Genomic DNA, 20,913 nt, shown 5'->3' with positions numbered 1-20,913 from the left:
CGCTTCCTCCGAGGCTCATTGGCGCATGATACCATCTAGTATCGTGGGAAGCCATGCCCCGTTTGATTTTTGCCACCACCGCTGTTTTCGGCCTGCTTGCGGGCTGCGCGACCGTTCCCGACGTCGGGCCGAAACCCGTTCCGGCGGCCACCGAGTCGCTGGAATCGCGCACGACTTTCGCCGGCGTCGAGGGCCAATGGCCCGCCGAAGGCTGGTGGCAGGGCTTTGGCGATGCCCAGCTCGATACGCTGATTGCCGAAGGGATGAAGGGTTCGCCCGACGTCGCGATCGCCGCGGCGCGGGTGCGCGCCGCCGATGCGATGGCGCAGCAGGCGGGGGCCGCGCTGCTGCCGCGTGTCGGTGCGGAGGGCAGCGCAGGCGCCACACGTCAGAGCGAAAATATGGGCTTCCCGCCAGGTATCGGCCCCCAGGGCATCCAGGACACCGGGCATATCGCCGCGACCTTGAGTTTCGACCTCGACTTGTGGGGCCGCAATCGCGCTGCGCTCGCGGCCGCGACGTCGGAAGCCGAGGCGGCGCGCGTCGACGAGGCGCAGGCGCGGTTGATGCTCACCACAGGGATCGCGTCAGCCTATGCCGATCTTACGGGCTATTATCAGGCGCTCGATGTCGCCAATGATGCGGTGCGCGTCCGCACCGCGAGCGCCGACCTGTCGGGCGAGCGCGCCCGTGCGGGGATCGAGAATCAGGCGAGCCAGCGGCAGGCCGAAAGCCGCGCCGCCTCGGCACGCGCCGACGTCGTCGCGCTCGATGAAGCGATCGCGACGACGCGCAACCGGCTTGCCGCGCTCGTCGGTGCCGGACCCGACCGCGGCCTGTCGATCGCGCGGCCGCAGATGGCGCGGTCGTCGCTGGGCTTGCCGGGCAATGCGGGGATCGACCTGATCGGACGGCGTCCCGATATCGTCGCGGCACGGCTGCGTTCCGAAGCGGCAGCAAAACGCATCGATGTCGCGCGCGCCGACTTCTATCCCAACATCAGCTTGTCGGCGCTCGTCGGGCTTCAGTCGCTCGGGCTTTCGAATCTGTTCAGCGCCGGGTCCGAATATGGCAATGGCGGCGCCGCGATCAGCCTGCCGATCTTCGAAGGCGGGCGTCTTCAGGCGCGCTATCGCGGATCGCGCGCCGACTATGATGTGGCGGTTGCGACCTATGACCGTACGCTGATCGGCGCGCTGCGCGATGTCGCCGACATCGTCGCGAGCCGCGCGGCGACCGAACGCCAGCTTGTCGGACGGCGCGAGGCGCTGACCGCCGCCGCCGAAGCCTCGAAACTCGCCGGGCTGCGCTATCGCGCGGGCCTCTCGAACCAGATAGTCCAGCTCACCGCCGAGGACAGCATGGTGGCATTGAGCCGCGCCGTCGCCGACCTCGAAGCGCGCCAGCTCTCGCTCGATATCGCCCTGATCCGCGCGCTTGGCGGCGGATATCGCGCGCAAAACTCAACAGGAGACGAATGATGGCCGACGAAACGGCTGCAGCCGCAACCCCCGCCCCCGAAGGAGCTCCCGAAGCCAACGGCGCGAAGCGCAAGAAGCTGCTCCGTATCCTCGCGATCGTCGTGGTGACGGTCGCGTTCCTGTGGGGCCTCTGGTATTTTCTGACCCAGGCGGGCCGCGTGCATACGGATAACGCCTATGTCGGCGCGGACTCGGCGCAGGTAACCGCGCTCATCGCGGGCCCGGTCAAGGAAGTGCGCGTCAGCGGCACGCAGGCGGTGAAAAAGGGCGACATCCTCGTCATCCTCGACGACGCCGATCAACGCATCGCGGTTGCCGACGCCGAATCGGCGCTCCGCCTCGCGCGTCAGCGTTATGGGCAGGCCGACGCCAACGCCGATGCGGCGCGGGCGCGCGTTATGGCGCGCGGCGCCGACATCGCGCAGGCGCGGGCGCGGCTGCGCGACGCCAATGCGACGGTCGAGCGCGCACGCGCCGAACTCGCGCGCCGCGAAAGCATTGCCGGCACCGGTGCCGTGTCGGGCGAGGAACTGACGGCTGCACGCGCCGCGCTGGCTTCGGCCTCGGCAGCGCGCGACCTTGCCGCCGCCGGCATTACATCGGCCGAAGCGACGCGCGGATCGGCAAGCGGCGATCTTGGCGCTGCCGAAGCCGTGGTGCGCGGGACGACGATAAACACCGCGCCCGACGTCGCGGCGGCCGAAGCGCGGCTGGAGAAGGCGCAGCTCGATCTTGCGCGCACCGTGCTGCGCGCGCCGGTCGACGGCATCGTCACCAACCGCCAGGTTCAGGTCGGCCAGCGGATCGCCGCGGGCGCGCCGATCATGGTGCTCGTTCCCATCGCGACCGCCTATGTCGACGCCAATTTCAAGGAAAGCCAGTTTCGGGAGATCCGTATCGGCCAGCCGGTCGAGCTGGTGTCCGACTATTATGGCGGCGACGTCGTCTATCGCGGCAAGGTCGTCGGCATCGCCGGCGGCACCGGCGCGGCCTTCTCGTTGATCCCCGCGCAGAATGCGACGGGCAATTGGGTGAAGGTGGTGCAGCGCCTGCCGGTGCGCATCGCGCTCGATCCAAAGCAGCTCAAGGCGCATCCGCTGCGCGTCGGGCTGTCGATGGAAGCCACGATCGACACGCGCGGTCGATAAGACATGGCCAGCGCCGCCACCTCCGCTTCATCCGCCGGCATCCCCGCCGAACCGCAGCCTTTGACCGGCGTGCGGCTGATCGTAGCGGCGTTTGCGTTGGCGCTCGCCAATTTCGTCGTCGTGCTCGACATGACGATCGCCAATGTGTCGGTGCCGCATATCGCGGGCGGGCTCGCGGTGTCGCCGACGCAGGGAACATGGGTGATCACCAGCTATGCGGTCGCCGACGCGATCAGCGTGCCGCTCACCGGCTGGCTCGCGATGCGGTTCGGCACGGTGCGCTGGTTCATCTATTCGATCATCGGCTTCGGCATCTTCTCTTTTCTGTGCGGCGTGTCGCGCACGCTTGATGCGCTGGTGCTCTTTCGCGTGTTGCAGGGCCTCGCCGGCGGCCCGTTGATGCCGCTGTCGCAGATTTTGCTGCTGCGCATCTTTCCCAAGGAGAAGGCGGGCATCGGGCTCGCGATCTGGGCGATGACGACGACCACCGCGCCAATCCTCGGCCCGATCCTTGGCGGGACGATCAGCGACAATTGGAGCTGGCCGTGGATATTCTTCATCAATCTGCCGGTGGTGGCGATCTGCGGGTTCGGTGTTTTCACGCTGCTCACGCCGTTCGAAACCAAACGCATCAAGGCGCGCATCGACCTGATCGGCCTGGTCCTGCTCGTCGTGTCGGTCGGCGCATTTCAGATCATGCTCGACACCGGACGCGAGCATGACTGGTTCGGATCGGTGTGGATCGTCGGCCTCGCGGTCGTTTCCGCGATCAGCTTTGCTGCCTTCGTAATCTGGGAGCTGACCGACGCCAATCCGGTCGTCAACCTGCGCATTTTCCGCTTCCGCGGCTTCACCTTCGCGACCATGGCCATATCCTTGGGCTTCGGCGCCTTCTTTGCACAGGTGGTGCTCACGCCCTTATGGTTGCAACAGGTCGCGGGTTATACCGCGACGCAGACGGGTTTCATCGTCGCGTGGCTCGGCGTGTTCGCCGTCCTCCTGTCGCCCGTCGCGGCGGGCCTGATGACCAGGGTCGATGTGCGTATCACCATTTCGGGCGGCATCCTGTGGATGGCGCTGATGTCGGTCCTGCGCGCGAGCTGGAACGCCGACGTCGGCTATTGGACGCTCGCGCTGCCGCATATCCTGCAGGGGATCGGCATGCCTTTCTTCTTCGTCGGGCTCACCGCGCTCGCCTTGAGCTCGGTGCCCGCGCAGCATCAGACATCGGCGGCGGGGTTGATGAGCTTCCTGCGCACGCTCTGCGGTGCGATCGGCACTGCGGTAGCGACGACCGCGTGGGACGATGCCAGCCGGACGTCGCGGTCCGAGCTGGTGTCGTCGCTCAACAACACCGAGGCGACAATGAGCTCGTTACAAAGTGCCGGGCTGACACTCGAACAGGCGCGCGCCGCGATCGAGCGGCTGATCGACGTGCAGGCATCAACGCTCGGGGTGCTGCACCTTTTCCTCGCGTCGGGGGTCGTGTTCGTGATCGCCGCCATATCGGTGTGGTTCGCGCCGCGGCCGAAGCAGATTTCGATGGGCGGCGGGCACTAGCCCCATTTGGCGAAGAGTTGGCCCCGTTCGCCTATTTGGCGAACAATTGTCCGAGATCTGCGAATGCCTTGAACTCGAGCGCGTTGCCGGCCGGGTCATGAAAGAACATCGTCGACTGCTCGCCCGGCTGGCCCGGGAAGCGCGTGTGCGGTTCGATCACGAACTTTGTGCCAGCCGTCTTCAGCCGGTCGGCCAGCGCCTGCCATGCGGCGGGCGGCAGCACGACGCCGAAATGCGGCACCGGCACCGCATGACCATCGACCGGATTATGCGCGGCCGACGCGCGCGGGGTATCGACGCGGTGCGCGACGATCTGATGCCCATAAAGGTTGAAGTCGATCCAGTCGGCATCGCTGCGCCCTTCGGGACAGCCGAGGACGGTGCCATAGAAATGGCGCGCGGCGTCCAGATCGTCGACGGGAAAAGCGATGTGGAAGGGGGCGAGGCCGGTCATGTTCCCCATTTGCCGCACCCGCGCGCAATATGCCAGTCGGGGACTTGGGCTGGCGCGCCGAACATGCTAGGCGCGCGCCCATGCTGACAATCAACGCTATCACTGTACGCCTTGGCGGGCGCGCCATCCTCGAACGCGCCACCGCGAGCCTGCCGGCCAAAAGCCGCGTCGGGCTGATCGGGCGCAACGGCGCGGGCAAGTCGACGCTGATGAAAGTGATGATCGGCCAGCTCGAGGCCGACGAGGGCAGCATCGACATGCCGCGCAAGACGCGTGTCGGCTATATCGCGCAGGAAGCGCCGAACGGCACCGCAACGCCGTTCGAAACCGTGCTTGCTGCCGACACCGAACGTGCTGAGTTGCTGACGGCGTCGGAGACCGAGCAGGACGCCGACAAGCTCGGCGACATCCACGAGCGGCTGATCGCGATCGACGCCTACACCGCGCCGGCGCGCGCCGCGCGCATCCTGATCGGGCTCGGCTTCGACGAGGATATGCAGGGCCAGCCGCTCGACAGCTTCTCGGGCGGTTGGAAGATGCGTGTCGCGCTCGCCGCGCTGCTGTTCTCCGAACCCGACCTGTTGCTGCTCGACGAACCCTCGAACCACCTCGACCTCGAAGCGACCTTGTGGCTCGAAAATTTCCTGCGCGCCTATCCGGGGCAGCTGGTTGTCATCAGCCACGAGCGCGACCTGCTCAACAATGTCGTCGACAATATCCTCCACCTCGAAGGCGGCAAGGTGATGCTCTATGCTGGCGGCTATGACGCGTTCGAGCGCCAGCGCGCCGAACGCGCCGCACAGCTTGCGGCGGCCAAGGCGTCGCAGGATGCCCAGCGCGCAAAGCTCCAGGACTATGTTGCACGCAACAGCGCGCGCGCCTCGACTGCGAAGCAGGCGCAGTCGCGCGCCAAAATGCTCGCGAGGATGCAGCCGATCGCCGCACTCGCCGAGGATCAGACGCTGGCGTTCGATTTCCCGAGCCCCGACGAACTGAAGCCGCCGCTGATCACGCTCGACCTTGCGAGCGTGGGTTATGCCGATCGGCCGGTGCTCCAGCGGCTCAACCTGCGCATCGATCCCGACGACCGGATCGCGCTGCTCGGCCGCAACGGCAATGGCAAGACGACCCTCGCCCGTCTGCTCGCGGCGCAGCTCGCACCGATGGCAGGTGCGATGGCGGCGTCGGGCAAGATGCGTGTCGGCTATTTCACGCAATATCAGGTCGAGGAACTCGACGGCAGCGACACCCCGCTCGCGCATATGACGCGCGTGATGGATGGCAAGACGCAGGGCGCCGTGCGCGCGCAGCTCGGCCGCTTCGGCTTTTCGGGCAACAAGGCGACGACGCAGGTCGCGAAGCTGTCGGGCGGCGAACGCGCGCGTTTGGCGTTGGCGCTGATCACCCGCGACGCGCCGCATCTGCTGATCCTCGACGAACCGACCAACCACCTCGACGTCGACGCGCGCGAAGCGCTCGTCCAGGCGCTCAACAGCTTCGATGGCGCGGTGGTGCTCGTCAGCCACGACCGCCACATGCTCGAACTCACCGCCGACCGGCTGGTACTCGTCGATGACGGCACCGCGCGCGAATATGACGGCAGCATGGACGATTATGTCGACATGATCCTCGGCAAGGGGCCGCAAAAGGATCGCGTGTCCAAGGCCGACAAGAAGGAAGACCGTAAGGCGGCGGCCGCGCGCGAGGCGGCGGCGAAGATCAAGAAGGATGTTTCAGACGCCGAGGCCGATCTCGCCAAATATGAGGTCGTGCTCTCCGCTATCGACCGCGCGATGTTCGACCCGCAGGGCGCCAGCAACGAATATGCCGGACTGACGATGAGCGAATTGTCGCAGCGCCGCGGCAAGATCGTTGCGGCGCAGGAAGCCGCCGAAGCGCGCTGGGTGACCGCGAGTGAAGCGCTGGAGGCGTTCGAACCCGCGGCCGCCTAAGCATTTCCTGCTTCCGTCACCCCGGACTTGATCCGGGGCCTGCCTTCTTGACGAAAAAAAGGCGGGTGCCGGGTCAAGCCCGGCATGACGACTTGCGCTAGCGCCCGCCCGCCTCTTGGATTGACTCCCGCACCCCATTCCATCATAATAGTTTCAATTGAAACTAGATGGGAATGCGACATGACCGACCTTTTCGATAATCCGCTGGGCCTCGACGGCTTTGAATTCGTCGAATTTTCGGCGCCCGAGAAGGGCATTCTCGAACCGGTTTTCGAGGCGATGGGTTTCGCGCAGATCGCGCATCATCGCTCGAAGGACGTCCAGCTGTGGCGCCAGGGCGGCATCAACCTGATCGCCAATTACGAACCCAAATCGCCCGCCGCCTATTTTGCCGCCGAGCATGGCCCGTCGGCGTGCGGGATGGGGTGGCGGGTTCGGGACGCGGCGATGGCGTATAGCGAAGCCATCGCGCGCGGTGCCGAGCCGGTCGAGGTCAACCCCGGCCCGATGGAATTGCGCCTGCCCGCGATCCGCGGCATCGGCGGCTCGATCATCTATCTGATCGACCGTTACGGCGACGACCTCAGCATCTACGACATCGATTTCGTTTACGAGGAAGGCGTCGATCGCCACCCCGTCGGCGCGGGCATGCAACTGATCGATCACCTGACGCACAACGTCTACGGCGGGCGGATGGCGCATTGGGCGGCCTTCTACGAGCGGATCGCTGGATTCCGCGAGATCCGCTATTTCGACATCAAGGGCGAATATACCGGGCTGACGTCGAAGGCGATGACCGCCCCCGACGGCAAGATCCGCATCCCGCTCAACGAAGAGGGCGCAGGCGGCAAGGGCCAGATCGAGGAATATCTGCGCGCCTATAATGGCGAGGGCATCCAGCATATCGCGTTCAGCTGCGACGATCTGTACGCCGCGTGGGACAAGCTGAAGGCCATCGGCAATCCGTTCGCCCCCGCGCCGCCCGCGACCTATTACGAGATGCTCGAAGAGCGCCTTCCGGGCCATGGCGAATCGGTCGAGGGCCTCCAGTCGCGCGGCATCCTGCTCGACGGGTCGACCACCGAAGGCGACCCGCGCTTGCTGCTCCAGATTTTCGGCCAGACCGTGATCGGCCCGGTCTTCTTCGAGTTCATCCAGCGCAAGAAGGATGAAGGGTTCGGCGAGGGCAATTTCACCGCGCTGTTCAAATCGATGGAAATGGACCAGATTCGCCGTGGAGCCCTGACCATCGAGGAACCCGCCGAATGACGAGCCCGATCAAATTGGGCGGCGTCCATCACGCCGCCTATCGCTGCAAGGACGCGAAGGAAACGGTGGGTTGGTACGAGCGCATGCTCGGCATGACCTATACGACCGCCTTTGCCGAGGATCATGTGCCGTCGACCGGCGAATATGACCCCTATATGCATGTGTTCCTCGAGGCGGGGAACGGCAACATCCTCGCTTTCTTCGAACTGCCGAACCAGCCCGACATGGGCCGTGACGAGAATACGCCGGCGTGGGTTCAGCATCTCGCGTTCAAGGTCGGCAGCTTCGACGAGTTGGTCGCCGCGAAGGCGCATCTGGAAAGCGAAGGCGTCGACGTGCTCGGCCCGACGCACCACGGCATCTTCAAGTCGATCTATTTCTTCGACCCCAACGGCCACCGCGTCGAGCTGGCGTGCGACATCGGCACCGCCGAGCAATATGCCGAACTGAAGCGCGTCGCGCCGCTGATGCTGGAAGAGTGGAGCCAGACCAAGAAGGCCCCGCGCCATGCCGACTGGCTGCACACGGCGGCGAACGAATAGACTTATGTCCCCTCCCGTAAACGGGAGGGGCAGCGAGACTTGCGAGCTTGCTCGTTAGTCGCAGCGGGGTGGGCCATGCGGCGTGGCTGCCCACCCCCAACCCCTCCCGCAAGCGGGAGGGGAGAAACGGCTACTCCCGATCCAGCCCAATGCTCTCAAGCGTCGCACCGCTGCACTTGTCGGCTTCCTTGCTCTTCCCGTCGCCCGACAGCGCCCCGATCACCAGGAAGCCCGCGATCACCGCGACCAGGAAGCCGCCGGTGACCCAGATCAGATATTTGTCGATGAACGCCTTGATCGGCGCCCCGAACAGCCGGAACAAAATCCCGACGAGCAGAAAGGAAAAGGCCCGGCTGGCAAGGCTGGCCCACAGGAAGGTCCAGAAACTCATGTGGATGAAGCCGGCGGTGATCGTCAGCAGCTTGAACGGGATCGGGGTCGCGCCCTTGATCAGGATGATCTCGGCGCCGAATTCGCGCAGGTAACAGGCGGCCGGCGGGAAGGCGTCGGTGAGCCCCAGCGCGCCGAGCAGCGCCAGCCCGACGCTTTCATAGAGAAAGAAACCGATCCCATAACCGAGCATGCCGCCCGCGACCGACGCGAGCGTGCAGATGACGGCGTAGCGCACCGCCTTTTTCGGGTTCGCGAGGCACATCAGACCCAGCAACGGGTGCGGCGGGATCGGGAAAAAGCTTGCCTCGACGAAAGAGACCAGCGCCAGCCAATATTCGGCGTGCGGATGCGCGGATTTCTCCATGGTCCAGTTATAAAGCCTCTGGATCATGGACTTGTTACGCGGTGTGGCGGTCATGCTGGTCCTTGCGGTGGCGACGTCGTCCCTCCTATGCCGCTCGTGCCGCGCGAAGTCGAGCCGAAGCCTGTCATGCCACGACCGAAAAACGCCGGAACCGTTGGGAACGGCTCCGGCGTTGCTCCCACCAGAGACGGGAGCAAGGGACATCGTGGCGGCCGCGCTATCGGCGCGGACCAGCGAGGGTCACCGCCGCGAGATGATGATCGCGCTGGCCAGCGTCAGCGGCGCGCCGGTCCGTTGCGCGGCGATGATCTCCTTGCCGGCTTCGCGGCCTCTCGAAAGCGCGCTCCGGAAGCAATGGCGGGTGGACATTTTCCGCACGGTCGATTCGAATTCGGGTCGGACGTCGCACACCGAGCGCGCCGCGGCACGCAGACGGCTGTCGAGCCGTGCCAAGCCGACATCGCTGTCGAGATTGAGGTCGGCATAGCTGACTTTTACGACCTCGATTTCACCTGCCGGCGCAGTCGCGACGATGGGCTGGGAAAATACGGGTGCTGCGCCGAGCAGCAACAGGGGCAGAGCCATGAAGATACGCATCGAGTTACTCCCTTTCGTTATGCCCCAGCCGGACGGCGAGCTGCGGATGCGATGGAAGTAGCGCGGGCGCATGCCGGCCGCCGTGAGAAGATCGTCAATCCGGTATTAAAAATACGTCAAAATCCAGAATGTTGAAATTTACCGTTCGTAGACCCGTCAAAAAGATGCTATTTCTGTCATCGGGAAAAACATACGGCCGCTATCCCTCGACTCAGGAGGTCGCGCCGTGAATTCTGCATTCGCCAAAACCGAGCGGCATGCCGCCGCCGCGACGCCCGTATTGCGACTCCTCGGCGACTTCGCTGTCGAGCCAGCCGCTCTGTCCCCCACCAGCCGCAAGGCGCGCGCCCTTCTGGCCCGGCTCGCGCTTGCCGATGCGCCGCTCGCGCGCGACCGGCTGAGCGCACTCCTCTGGAGCCGCCGCCCCGACGCGCAGGCGCATGCCAGCCTGCGGCAATGTCTCGTCGAGCTGAAGCCCTGGATGCGCGCAACGCCGCCGTTGCTGCACGCCGATCGGGAAACCGTCGCGATCGATCGCGCGCAAGTCGCCGACGATATTTCGCTGCTCCGCGCCGCGTGCGCGGTGGACGATGTCGCCGTGGTTCTGAACCGGCTACCCGCGCACGACGTCGGGTTGCTGGCCGATCTCGATGGCATTGACGAAGCATGGGACGACTGGCTTGCGGTCGAGCGCACGCGTCAGGGCGAAGCGATCGTTCGCGAGGTGCTCGCGATGGCGGAAAGGCGGTTGCAGGCAGGCGATGTCGAGCGGGCACTCGCGGTGGCGGACAAGGTCACGCGGTTCGACCCGTGCAGCGAACATGCGGCGCGGCTGGTGATGAGCGCGCGCTGGGAAGCGGGCGACGGCGATGGTCTGCGCCACGCCTGGCAGCGGATCGAAGATGCGCTCGCGCGCGGGATCGACGGCAAGCCTTCGGTCGAAACCGCGGACCTGTATCGACGCCTGTCGGCGCGGCCGTGTCGGCGCGACCTTCACGCGTCCGCCGCGCCGTCGATGGCGGCCAATCCAACGGCCAGCCTGTCGCTGCGGCGCGCGCTGTTCCTTGGCGCGGCCGCACTGACCCTCGCATTGACGGGTGCCGATGCGCCGCGGTCGCGATCGGCGGCCGCTGCCTTCGCCGCGCCGGTGGTCCGCGTCGAACCGATCGAGCTGCGCGGGAATGATCCGGTCGAGGACCGCTTTGCCGATGCGCTGGCGGGCGATTTCGCCCGGTTCGCCAAGGCGTCGGGCGGCGCGGTTCGTGTCCTCGACCGCAAAGTGCCGGGCCGCGCGGATGATTTCGTCGTCCGCATCGCGATCGAACGCGACGGCGGCCAGTTCATCAGCGAGTCGCGGATCGTCGATAGTTTGAACGGGGCGATCCTGTGGTCCAGCCGGTTCGCGGCCCCCGTCGACGATCTCAGCCGGCTGCGCGAGAGGACCGCGCTCGCGGTTGCGGGGCTGGTCAATTGTGCGTTGACGCTGAACGGTAAAAACGACCTGTTGGCTGCCGATGCGGATCGACGATCGCTGATCTTTGCGATCTGCGACGCGGACACGGCATTTGACGGACCCCGCGCGATCCGGCTGATGGAGGAGCTTGTTCGGCGTTGGCCGGGGGATGCCGACGCGCTGGGGCTGCTGGCGCAGGTTCGCGTCAAGCATTCCCCGCACGATATGGATCCCGCCAAATGGCGCGTGGAGCGCGCACGGGTGATCGATGCGGCGCGCCGGGCGCTTGCCATCGATCCCGACAATGCCCCCGCGCTGACGGCATTGTCGCAGACGGGCGAAGGCGAATTGTTCATGGTCAAGGGGCTGCCGCTGCTCGATCGCGCGCTTGCGATCGACCCCGAATATCCTGCCGCATTGATGACCAACGCGGTGGGTCTGTTCCAGGCCGGCTATGTCCACGCCGGCGTCGATCCGGCGGAACGCGCCGGGCGCGCCGACCCGACGTCGATCTACAAGGCATTGGGGGTGGTCCGGCGTTATGCTGCGGCCGGGCAGATGCGCGAGGCGGTGGAGCGGTTCGCCGAAGTGGAGGCGATCTGGCCCGGGCATCCCGACCTCGCCGAGCATCGCCGCCGTCTCGCGGTCGAACTCGGCCGGGCAGAGGCTGCGGAAGTCTATCGCATCGCAACGGCCGGGGAGCAGCGCGAATTCGACATGCTGCTCGTCCATCAAATTGCCGACCCGTCGATCGGATCGCGCGAAGTGGATACTGCGGCCGAAGCCGAGTTTGCGCGTTATCCGTCGACCGCCTACGCGATGGCCGCACATTTTACCCGGCTTGGCGATCTGCCGAAGGCGCTATCGTGGCTGGCGCGCGCGCCGATACGCAAAACAGACGGCCAATGGTCGCTTCTCTATTGGCCGTCTGTCGCGCCGCTCCGGCGCGATCCGCGGTTCTTTGCAAAGCTCGCACGGATCGGCCTGGTCGATTTTTGGCGGCGCTACGATCGCTGGCCCGACTTCTGCGACGAGCCCGGATTGCGGTACGACTGTAAAAGCGAGGCCGAACGGCTGGTGCGCCTGGGGCGCGCCGTCAGTGGCGGAAGTGCCGCATCCCGGTGAACACCATCGCCAGCCCCGCTTCGTTCGCGGCGGCAATCACCTCATCGTCGCGGATCGAGCCGCCCGGCTGGATCACGCAGGTCGCGCCCGCCTCGACCGCGGCGAGCAGGCCGTCGGCGAAGGGGAAGAAGGCGTCGCTCGCGACCGCGCTGCCAACGGTGCGGGCTTCGGCCCATCCGTGCGATTCGGCGGCTTCGCGGGCTTTGACCGCGGCGATGCGTGCACTGTCGCGGCGGTTCATCTGGCCCGCGCCGATGCCCGCGGTCGATCCCCCCTTGGCATAGACGATCGCGTTCGACTTCACATGCTTGGCGATCGTCCACGCGAACAGCGCGTCGGCGAGTTCTTCCTCGGTCGGCGCGCGGTCGGTGACGACCTTCAGGTCGGCGCGGGTGATGCGGCCATTGTCGCGGCTCTGCGCGAGCCAGCCGCCGGCAATCGTCTTCATCATCAGCCCGCCGCGTGCCGGATCGGGCAGCTCGCCGGTCAGCAGCAGGCGGAGGTTCTTCTTCTTCGCGAACACCGCGCGCGCGTCGGCGTCGGCGTCGGGGGCGCAGACGACTTCGGTGAAGATGCCGCTGATCGCTTCGGCGGTCGGGCCATCGAGCGGCCGGTTGACCGCGATGATGCCGCCGAACGCCGAGACATCGTCGCACTTCAGCGCCGCGTCATAGGCTTCGGCGATCGTCGCGGCGGTCGCGACGCCGCAGGGGTTCGCATGCTTGACGATGACGCAGGTGGGATCGGCCTCGCGGAATTCGGCGACCAGCTCGAGCGCCGCGTCGGCGTCGTTGATATTATTGTAGCTGAGTTCCTTGCCCTGCACCTGCTGCGCCTGTGCGATGGCGCGCGCGGCGGGGCCGACGGGCAGGTAGAGCGCCGCCTTCTGGTGGGGGTTCTCGCCATAGCGCAGTTCGGCTTGCAGCTTGGCGGTCAGCGGCAGCGTATCGGGGAAGAATTTGCCCTGATCGGCGAAAGCGAACCACTGCGCGATCATGCTGTCATAGGTCGCGGTGTGCGCGAAGGCGGTCGCGGCGAGGCGCTTGCGCAGGGCGAGGGTGGTCGCGCCGCCATTGGCGTCCATTTCCTCGATCACCGCGGCATAATCCTCGGGCTCGGTGACGATGCCGACGAAGGCGTGGTTCTTCGCCGACGAGCGCACCATCGCGGGGCCGCCGATGTCGATATTCTCGATGATCGTATCGCGGTCGGCGCCGCTCGTCACGGTCTGGAGGAAGGGGTAGAGGTTGACGACGACGAGGTCGATCGCGCCGATGCCATGCTCCTCCATCGACGCAACATGCGCCGCGTCGTCGCGCACCGCGAGGATGCCGCCATGGACCGTCGGGTGCAGCGTCTTGACGCGGCCGTCCATCATCTCGGGAAAGCCCGTGAGGTCGGATACGTCGAGCACGTCATGTCCCGCTTCGCGCAGCGCCTTCGCGGTGCCGCCGGTCGACACGAGTTCGACGCCGTGGCGGACGAGCGCGGCGGCAAGCTCGGCGAGCCCCGCCTTGTCGCTGACGGACAGGAGGGCTCGGCGGACGGGAATCAGGTCGGTCATTTTGGGGAGGGCCTCGGCTGGCGATGGGATGACGCGGCCGCCCTAGGCGCGCGCCGTCCGTATCGCAACCCTTCCGCCCCGTTTTAGAGCCCCAGTGCCGCCGCGATCTGGTCCCAGCGCACCAGCTTGAAATTCTGCGCCTTGGGGGCATTGTTGCCGTCCTGCGCGAGGAAGATGCCGTCGGGATAGGCGGCGCCGAAATTGCCCGCGACCGCCTCGATCCCGTCGGTCTCGCTCGTCGCGCCAAAGGTGCCGGGGGCAATGGCGAAGCGCCCGACATATTCGACCGAAGGCAGGCGGAACACCGCATAGGCATTGTCGCCCTGGCTCGACACGAGCAGGTAGCGCTGGCGCTTATGGTCGATTGTCGCGAGGCCCTCGACGTCGGCGACGAGGCGCTGGTTGTCGACCGGCGCGACGATGCGCGCGGTCGCGGTGTTGCCGTTCGGCTTCAGTTCCCAGACGCCGGCGTCTTCCTCGCCGACATAGAGCGTGTCGCCGTCGAAGACGCAGCCTTCGGACTGGGTCGGGATTTTATATTCCCACTGGGCCGTGAAGCCCGGCGTGCCGTCGATGGTCAGCGTGCCGACGCGCACCGTGCCGTCCTTGACGATCAGCGCTGCGGTGATCGGCGCGCCCGGCGTGGTCTTCTTGAGACAGAGGCCATAAGCCTCGCCCGTGCCCGCCGCCGCCCGGCCGAGCGCCACGATCGCCGGCTTGTCGGCGTCGAGGCGGAACACCGCGAGATGCGCGTTCACCCCGTCGTTGCGGTCGCTCGCGACGATGATGTTGCCCGCGACGTCGACATTGTTGACGAGGCCGGCCTGCGTGAAGGCGATGTCTTTGCCGGTAAGGTCATAGACGTGCAGCCCCGCCTTTTTGTCGGTCGCGACGATCAGCGCGCGGTTCGGATTGGCGGGATCGATCCAGATCGCCGGATCGTCGGCGGCGTCGGCCTTGCCCGTGCCGACCGGCGCGGTCTCGCCGCTCGCGGTGACCTGCACCGGGGGCAGGCCGGTGATGACGGGCTGGCTCGCGGCGCAGCCGCCGAGCGTCGATGCAAAAGCCAGCGAAGTCAGCAGCTTCCATTTGCCGATGGTGGCCATGATGATTCCCCCGTTCCCGATTGCGCAAAAGTGCGGCTCGCGCGCCCCGTCCCAGCAAAGTCGGGTGGCGTCAATACGACAATATTTCCGTCACTTAATCGTCATCAATGCGTCACACAGCTCGTCGCAAACTGTCACACGCTCCCCCTAGAGGCCCGGCAACCACAAAGGGGGGTCTGTTACCATGATTCGAACTTTCAGCCTGCATTCCGCCGCCGCGCTCGCTCTGGCCACGGCTCTCCTCTCCGCCCCCGCGACGGCGCAGGATGCGCCGATCCCGGCCGAAGACCGCGGCGACGGCACGATCACCACGTCGCAGGACATCGTCGTTCTCGGCAGCGTCGGTTACCGCAACCGCAGCGACGAGGCCGAACCCGTGCTGTCGTATGACAGCGAATTCTTCCAGCGCTTCGAACCGCTCACCGCGGGGGACGCGTTGAAGCGCGTGCCGTCGGTGACCTTCCTGTCGGACGTCATCGAAAGCGACGGCGCCCGCCTGCGCGGCCTGCCGCCGGGCTATACGCAGATCCTGATCAATGGCGAGCGTGTTCCGGGCAACGGCGACGACCGCAGTTTCTTCCTCGACCGTATCCCCGCCGAACTGATCGACCGGGTCGAGATCGTCCGTTCCTCGTCGGCGCGCCGCACCGGCGACGCGGTCGCGGGCACGATCAACATCGAACTGCGCGACGCCTATGAACTCGACGGCGGCTATGTTCGCGCGGGCGGGCTCTATTATGACGACAAGGAACTCGAACCGAGCCTCGGTGCCGTTTATGGCGGCGCGGTCGGCCCGGGCCGCCTGCTCGTCGGCCTGAACTTTCAGGGACGTCATAATCCGAAAAAGAAATTTTCGCTGCGCTACGGCGATTCGCCCGAAAACAACCCCGATTATGCGGTCGACGATTTCGACAACCGCGAGGACCAGACCGACACGCGCGATGGCAAGGATTATTCGGCGAACGCGACCTACGAGATCAAGGGCGAAACCACCGATTTCCGGATCGGCGGCTTTTATGTCCGCACCGACCGCACCGAAACCGAGCGTAGCTTCGAATTTAACGATCCGACGGCGATCAGCGGTCCGCTGCCCACCGGCGCACTGGTCAGCGACAACAGCAATATCAACAATATCGACCAGGAAAACTACAGCCTCGACGCGAGAGTGCAGCATCGCTGGTCACTTGGCGAAACGACATTGCGTATCGGTTATGCGCGCTTTGACGACAAGCAGCGCGAGAGCGAGAACGAGATCGGCTTCGACGTCGATTATGACGATGGCGAAGTGCCCGAGTTCGAACAGGCGTTCACCGCGACAGACCTGACCGACAAGGAGTTCACCGCCAAGCTCGATCACGAGTTCGAACTTGGCAAGGACATCCAGCTGGTCATCGGCGGTTACTATCAGGACAAGAAGCGCAAACATTCGACCCTCGCTTTCGAGGGGGAGGACGAGCTTCCGGGGCTTCAGACAAGTTACGACCGGTCGGCGGACAATCCCGACGATTTCGCGTTGCCCTTCGACGATCTCGACCCCGAAGACCCCGTTCGCATCCGGATCAAGGAGCGTCGCCTCGACGGTTTTGCGCTCGTGCAGGGCAAATCGGGCGGCCTGACATGGGAAGCGGGCGTCCGCTATGAAACGACCAAGCTCGATGTCGCCGATTACAGCGACTCGACCGATATTTTGGCGCAGAGCAAGGACTATGAAAAATTCCTGCCGTCGGCGTCGATCAAGTTCGACCTGACCGCGCGCGACCGTATTACCGCGTCGGTTGCCCGCACCAATCGTCGGCCCGAATTCAATTATGTCACGCCGGCGACCCTGACCGAGGAAATCGGCGATAACGACCTGCGTGGTAATCCGCAGCTCGATCCTGAAACGTCATGGGGTGCCGATCTCGGCTATGAACGCCGCATCGGCCGCAGCGGGGTTATCGGGATCAATGCCTTTTATCGCGACGTGACCGACCTGATCGAGCTGACCAACACCGGCGACGAGGGCGACGGGGGCGAAGGCACGATCGTCTATCAGCCGCAGAATATCGGCGACGGCAAGGTGTGGGGGGTCGAATTCGACCTGTCGACCGATCTCGGGTTCCTTGGGCTTCCCGACACCGGCATCTTCGGCAACATATCGTGGCTCGACAGCGAGGTCACCGATCCCCTCGGCAAGCGCCGTTTCAACGGCCAGTCGGACTATGTCTACAACGTCGGCTTCATTCAGGATCTGCCGAAATGGGGCGTGGCCTTCGGCGCGACGCACCGCAAGCAGGGTGCAGCCTTCGACCGGGTGATCGGTGAGGAAATCACCACCACCTATGGCGGAGACCTCGAAATCTTCGTCGAAAAGCGCTTCGGCAAGAGTTTCACGATCCGCGCGGTGGGTTCGAACCTGTTGAACGGCGCGAAGCGCGAGGCGTTCAACAAGTTCGACGATGCGGCGGACCAGCTCGTCCGGGAATTCGACGAATATGAACTCGAAAGCGAAAAGGCCGGCCCGGTCTTTCAGCTGATGGCGCGCTACGCCTTCTGAATTCTGTCGATGGTCGGCGCTCAGTCCCTTGGGCGCCGGTCCTCGCTTCCATCGTCATTGCGAGCGTAGCGAAGCAATCCAGAGCGGCTCGAAACCGCTCTGGATTGCTTCGTCGCTTCGCTCCTCGCAATGACGAGAATTAGCCGTCAGCCGATATGCTTGAAGATCCAGCCGATGCTGGCGCCGCCCGCGGGGGCGACGCCGGTGACGACGAGCTGTTCGGTCGGGTGCGGCCGGCCCTCGCCGTCGACCCACAGGCTCGGTTCGATGTCGAGCCCGCCTTCGGACGTGCGGAATTGCCACAGCGGACCGCCGCCCACGCGCAGCAGCGCCCCCAATTTGTCGGCGGTCAGGCTCGCCGAGATATGCGCGCCGAGGTGAAAGCGCAGCGTGAATCCCTTGTCGCCCTTGCGGCGCGTGCGCGGAGCGGGGAGCAGCAAATCCTCGCCGCGCAGCTCGCGCCCGTTCGGCGACAGGATCAGCAGGCGGCGGTGGATCAGCCCGTGGCGCCGGGCATAGCCGTCGTGGCTCATCTCGAGCCGGCTGCCCTGCGGTGTCTCGCGCCGGTCGAGCTCGACCTCGGTCACACCCTTGCCGAGCGATCCGTTCGCGAGGATCGCGGTCGAATTGCTGTCGGCCAGGATCAGCGTCGAATGCGCGGCGGTGGTACGCAGCCCGCGCGCGAGATCGGCGGGGATCGTCGCCCCGGTCAGCGCCGCGCCGCCGCAATTGACGACGATGCGCTCGGCGCCGTCGCTGAGTTCGAAGGCGAGGGTCGAGGCGCAGCCCGCTTCGGTCACCCGGGCGATCGGCGGCGGCGCGGCGTCGGCGAGCAGCACCACCTTGTTCGCGACGAGCCGCTGATAGCCCCAGTCGCGCGCCTGCTTGAGCGGCCGGGTGCGCACGCCGCTGGCGTCGACGATCGCCTGGACATAGGCGGCCGAGGTCGCGCCGCTGCCCTGCCAGCTGCCCATGCCGCCGTCGCTGTGAAGCAGCCCGAGCAGCGCCGGAACCGTGCGCGCGAGCACTTCCTGGATGAAGGGCGGCACTTCCATGCGGCGCATGTCATAGGTTCGGGCGAGCATCGACAGCGCCATGATCGCGTCGAGCTGCGCCTGCGGCGAGCGCGAGATATTGCCGCCGTCGGCGTAGAAGCTCGTCTCGAGCACCTTGCGCAGGCCGGCCTCGCCGAACACCTGCCGCGGCTCGCCGCCGGGCATCAGCAGCGAGGCGGCGACGATGCCCACCCACGCGACCATCTGCCCCGTGCCGGGCCGCGTCTTGTCGGCGACGCGGTCGAGGTGGCGCGCCGCGCGCGCGAGATGATTGAGCACCGCCGAACGATAGACGAGATCGCTCGACGACAGGATCAGCGGCGCGTGCGCGGCCCAGAACAGGATACGCCAGGCGCTGTTATCGGCTTTCCACGCGGGTTCGCTGACCGTCTCGCCATGCGTGCCGAGCCAGTGGCGGACGACCGCCTCGGCGATTGGCGCCCCGTCGGCGCGCGAACCGGTCGCGGCGAGATCGCGCAGCCAGGCGAAGCTGTGGAGATAGTCGGCAAAGGTCGGCGCGACGTTCAGGGCGGCGAAATCCAGCTCGCCGAGCGGTAGCTTGAGCCCGCGATGCAGGAAATGGCCGGCGCGGATTGCAGTGCCCGCGCGTGCATCGCCGGGCACCGGGTCCACCGGCACGCCGAGCAGTTTGAGCGGAAAGCGCCCCTTCAGGCGGAACGCGTGGAGCGGTGTGCGCCAGGTCAGGCGCGTGATCGCATTGGCGACGCGGTCGCCGAGCGAGAGCCCCTTGTCGGCGGGAAGGCGGATCAGCCGCTTGCCGGGCTCGATCGTGTCGTCGATGGCGTCGGCGGCGGCGCCCTCCGGTTCATCTTCTGGAGCGGTCACCGGTCTTGCCATGTTCAGGCGCCGCCGCGCAGCCGCCGGATATTGTCGGCATAGGCGTCGGGGCCGCCCTTGAAGGTCGCGGTGCCCGCAACGAGCACGTCGGCGCCCGCGGCGATCGCGAGCGGGGCGGTGCCCGAGTCGATGCCGCCGTCGACCTCCAGCCGGATGTCGCGGCCCGATTTGTCGATCATCTTCCTGACCGCTTCGATCTTCCTGAGCTGGCTCGAAATGAAGCTCTGGCCGCCGAAGCCGGGATTGACGCTCATGATCAGGACGAGGTCGATGTCGTCGATCAGATAGTCGAGCATCTTCGCCGGGGTCGCGGGGTTGAGCGACACGCCCGCCTGCTTGCCCAGCGACTTGATATGCTGGACGGTGCGGTGGATGTGCGGTCCCGCCTCGGGATGGACGGTGATGATGTCGGCGCCCGCCGCGGCGAAGGCGTCGAGGAAATGGTCGACCGGAGAGATCATCAGGTGGACGTCGAAGGGCAAAGTCGAGTGCGGGCGCAAAGCCTTCACTACGGCGGGGCCGATCGTCAGATTGGGGACAAAATGGCCGTCCATGACGTCGATATGGACCCAGTCGGCGCCCGCGGTCTCGATCGCGCGCACTTCCTCGCCCAGCCGTGCGAAGTCGGCGCTGAGGATCGAGGGAGCGATACGGACGGGGGCAGTTGTGGCGGTCATGAAGACCGGCCTTAACCATCAAGCGAGTCGGGGGCAAGCGGGGCAGGGCGGCTAGCGGTGGAAAATGCGTGTGGGTGGAGCGGCGTCTGGCTCCCCTCCCGTAGGCGGGAGGGGTTGGGGGTGGGCCAGCACCGTTGCAACGGCCCACCCCGCTGCGACTAACGAGCAAGCTCGTAAGTCTCGCTGCCCCTCCCGCTGGCGGGAGGGGAGGCTAGTGCCAGCGCCAGCCGCCCTCGGTCTTGGCACGATAGATCGGCATCGGGGCGAGCGCCGCGACGACGACCGCGATCGTCATCGCTACCGGCCGGCCCTGAAGCGCGACGGCCAGCCCGGCGATCATAGCGATATGCAGCGCGAGAAAGAACCAGCCTTCCCAGACGAACGGCAGGCCGGTCCCGTAACCGCGGCGCTTGGCGCGAAACCAGGGACTCTTTCGCATGAACAGGTGAAGCATATCAGCTCTCCTCTTTCGGCGGCCGGCCGCGTTTCGCGGGAACGGGCGCTTTGACGCTCACGCCGCGCCGCCCCAGCGCCTCGCGCAGCAACACCTCGATCTCGGCATTGGCGCTGCGGAGTTCCGCGGCCGCCATCCGCTCGATCGCCGCATAAAGCGCGGGATCGAGACGGAGGGCAAATGCCTTTTTGGCGGACGCGGACATCGCCCGGCTCGCTTAGTAGAGCGATCCGGCGTTCACGACCGGCTGCGTGTCGCGCTCGCCGCACAGCACGACCATCAGGTTCGACACCATCGCCGCCTTGCGCTCGTCGTCGAGCTCGAC

17 protein-coding genes and 1 pseudogene are annotated in these 20,913 nt (G+C 66.1%); 8 read left to right on the top strand and 10 right to left on the bottom strand.

Going from position 1 to position 20,913, the window contains the following annotated elements; all coding sequences use genetic code 11:
- Positions 1–53: 53 nt before the first annotated feature.
- From ACREBX_RS15320 to ACREBX_RS15310, 3 genes are read left to right on the top strand one after another with little or no spacing between them, the layout of a single operon-like run.
- Entirely contained in the window at positions 54–1,481 is a 1,428-nt protein-coding gene (locus ACREBX_RS15320; RefSeq protein ID WP_431562609.1) for an efflux transporter outer membrane subunit, read from the top strand.
- Positions 1,478–2,629: an HlyD family secretion protein gene (locus tag ACREBX_RS15315; RefSeq protein WP_431562608.1), complete on the top strand. Its 1,152-nt coding sequence runs from the start codon at positions 1,478–1,480 to the stop codon at positions 2,627–2,629. Before ACREBX_RS15320 ends, ACREBX_RS15315 begins: the two co-directional genes overlap by 4 nt.
- Before the next feature lie 3 nt (positions 2,630–2,632).
- On the top strand, positions 2,633–4,189 hold the full coding sequence (locus tag ACREBX_RS15310; protein WP_431562607.1) for a DHA2 family efflux MFS transporter permease subunit: 1,557 nt from the start codon (positions 2,633–2,635) through the stop codon (positions 4,187–4,189).
- Between the two features lie 31 nt (positions 4,190–4,220).
- On the opposite strand, the gene ACREBX_RS15305 is transcribed toward ACREBX_RS15310, so the two are convergent.
- Complete coding sequence (locus ACREBX_RS15305; RefSeq protein ID WP_431562606.1) at positions 4,221–4,643, bottom strand: VOC family protein; 423 nt, start codon at positions 4,641–4,643, stop codon at positions 4,221–4,223.
- An 80-nt stretch (positions 4,644–4,723) separates the two neighbouring features.
- Between ACREBX_RS15305 and ACREBX_RS15300 the strand changes: the two genes are divergently transcribed.
- From ACREBX_RS15300 to ACREBX_RS15290, 3 genes are all read left to right on the top strand, one after another.
- Positions 4,724–6,595 (top strand): ABC-F family ATP-binding cassette domain-containing protein, encoded by a 1,872-nt coding sequence (locus ACREBX_RS15300; RefSeq protein WP_431562605.1) that lies wholly within the window; start codon positions 4,724–4,726, stop codon positions 6,593–6,595.
- Positions 6,596–6,775: 180 nt separating this feature from the next.
- Positions 6,776–7,864, top strand: a complete 1,089-nt coding sequence (gene hppD, locus ACREBX_RS15295; RefSeq protein WP_431562604.1) for a 4-hydroxyphenylpyruvate dioxygenase — start codon at positions 6,776–6,778, stop codon at positions 7,862–7,864.
- On the top strand, positions 7,861–8,406 hold the full coding sequence (locus tag ACREBX_RS15290; protein WP_431562603.1) for a VOC family protein: 546 nt from the start codon (positions 7,861–7,863) through the stop codon (positions 8,404–8,406). The genes hppD and ACREBX_RS15290 overlap by 4 nt, the downstream gene beginning before the upstream one ends.
- A gap of 130 nt (positions 8,407–8,536) precedes the next feature.
- Here ACREBX_RS15290 and ACREBX_RS15285 read toward each other — a convergent pair whose 3' ends face one another.
- Positions 8,537–9,190 carry a YqaA family protein gene (locus ACREBX_RS15285; RefSeq protein ID WP_431562642.1) on the bottom strand — a complete coding sequence of 218 codons (654 nt, stop codon included), beginning with the start codon at positions 9,188–9,190 and terminating at the stop codon, positions 8,537–8,539.
- 213 nt (positions 9,191–9,403) lie between these two features.
- Positions 9,404–9,832, bottom strand: coding sequence for a UrcA family protein (locus ACREBX_RS15280; protein WP_431562602.1), 429 nt, complete (start codon positions 9,830–9,832; stop codon positions 9,404–9,406).
- A 154-nt stretch (positions 9,833–9,986) separates the two neighbouring features.
- On the opposite strand from ACREBX_RS15280, the gene ACREBX_RS15275 reads away from it, so the two are divergent.
- Complete coding sequence (locus tag ACREBX_RS15275) at positions 9,987–12,338, top strand: BTAD domain-containing putative transcriptional regulator (protein WP_431562601.1); 2,352 nt, start codon at positions 9,987–9,989, stop codon at positions 12,336–12,338.
- On the opposite strand, the gene purH is transcribed toward ACREBX_RS15275, so the two are convergent.
- Positions 12,310–13,902, bottom strand: coding sequence for a bifunctional phosphoribosylaminoimidazolecarboxamide formyltransferase/IMP cyclohydrolase (purH, locus tag ACREBX_RS15270; protein WP_431562600.1), 1,593 nt, complete (start codon positions 13,900–13,902; stop codon positions 12,310–12,312). The two genes, ACREBX_RS15275 and purH, sit on opposite strands and share 29 nt — an antisense overlap.
- Before the next feature lie 83 nt (positions 13,903–13,985).
- Positions 13,986–15,008: a phytase gene (locus tag ACREBX_RS15265; RefSeq protein WP_431562599.1), complete on the bottom strand. Its 1,023-nt coding sequence runs from the start codon at positions 15,006–15,008 to the stop codon at positions 13,986–13,988.
- 184 nt (positions 15,009–15,192) lie between these two features.
- On the opposite strand from ACREBX_RS15265, the gene ACREBX_RS15260 reads away from it, so the two are divergent.
- Positions 15,193–17,544, top strand: coding sequence for a TonB-dependent receptor plug domain-containing protein (locus ACREBX_RS15260; RefSeq protein WP_431562598.1), 2,352 nt, complete (start codon positions 15,193–15,195; stop codon positions 17,542–17,544).
- A 146-nt stretch (positions 17,545–17,690) separates the two neighbouring features.
- Here the strand turns inward: ACREBX_RS15260 and ACREBX_RS15255 are convergent, their stop codons facing one another.
- The 5 genes and pseudogenes from ACREBX_RS15255 to ACREBX_RS15235 form a co-directional block, all read right to left on the bottom strand.
- Entirely contained in the window at positions 17,691–19,457 is a 1,767-nt protein-coding gene (locus ACREBX_RS15255) for a heparinase II/III family protein (RefSeq protein ID WP_431562597.1), read from the bottom strand.
- Between the two features lie 2 nt (positions 19,458–19,459).
- A complete protein-coding gene (rpe, locus tag ACREBX_RS15250) occupies positions 19,460–20,134 on the bottom strand; it encodes a ribulose-phosphate 3-epimerase (protein WP_431562596.1) in 675 nt (224 codons plus the stop codon).
- Between the two features lie 211 nt (positions 20,135–20,345).
- On the bottom strand, positions 20,346–20,588 hold the full coding sequence (locus tag ACREBX_RS15245; protein ID WP_431562595.1) for a hypothetical protein: 243 nt from the start codon (positions 20,586–20,588) through the stop codon (positions 20,346–20,348).
- 1 nt (position 20,589) lies between these two features.
- On the bottom strand, positions 20,590–20,793 hold the full coding sequence (locus ACREBX_RS15240; RefSeq protein ID WP_431562594.1) for a toxin-antitoxin system HicB family antitoxin: 204 nt from the start codon (positions 20,791–20,793) through the stop codon (positions 20,590–20,592).
- A 12-nt stretch (positions 20,794–20,805) separates the two neighbouring features.
- Positions 20,806–20,913: pseudogene (locus ACREBX_RS15235) on the bottom strand (SPFH domain-containing protein); the annotation flags it as partial.

Origin of the sequence: Sphingopyxis sp. (assembly GCF_050725655.1) — a bacterium.
In the GTDB taxonomy this organism is placed as follows: Bacteria; Pseudomonadota; Alphaproteobacteria; order Sphingomonadales; family Sphingomonadaceae; genus Sphingopyxis.
This window is presented reverse-complemented; position numbering and strand designations above follow the sequence as displayed.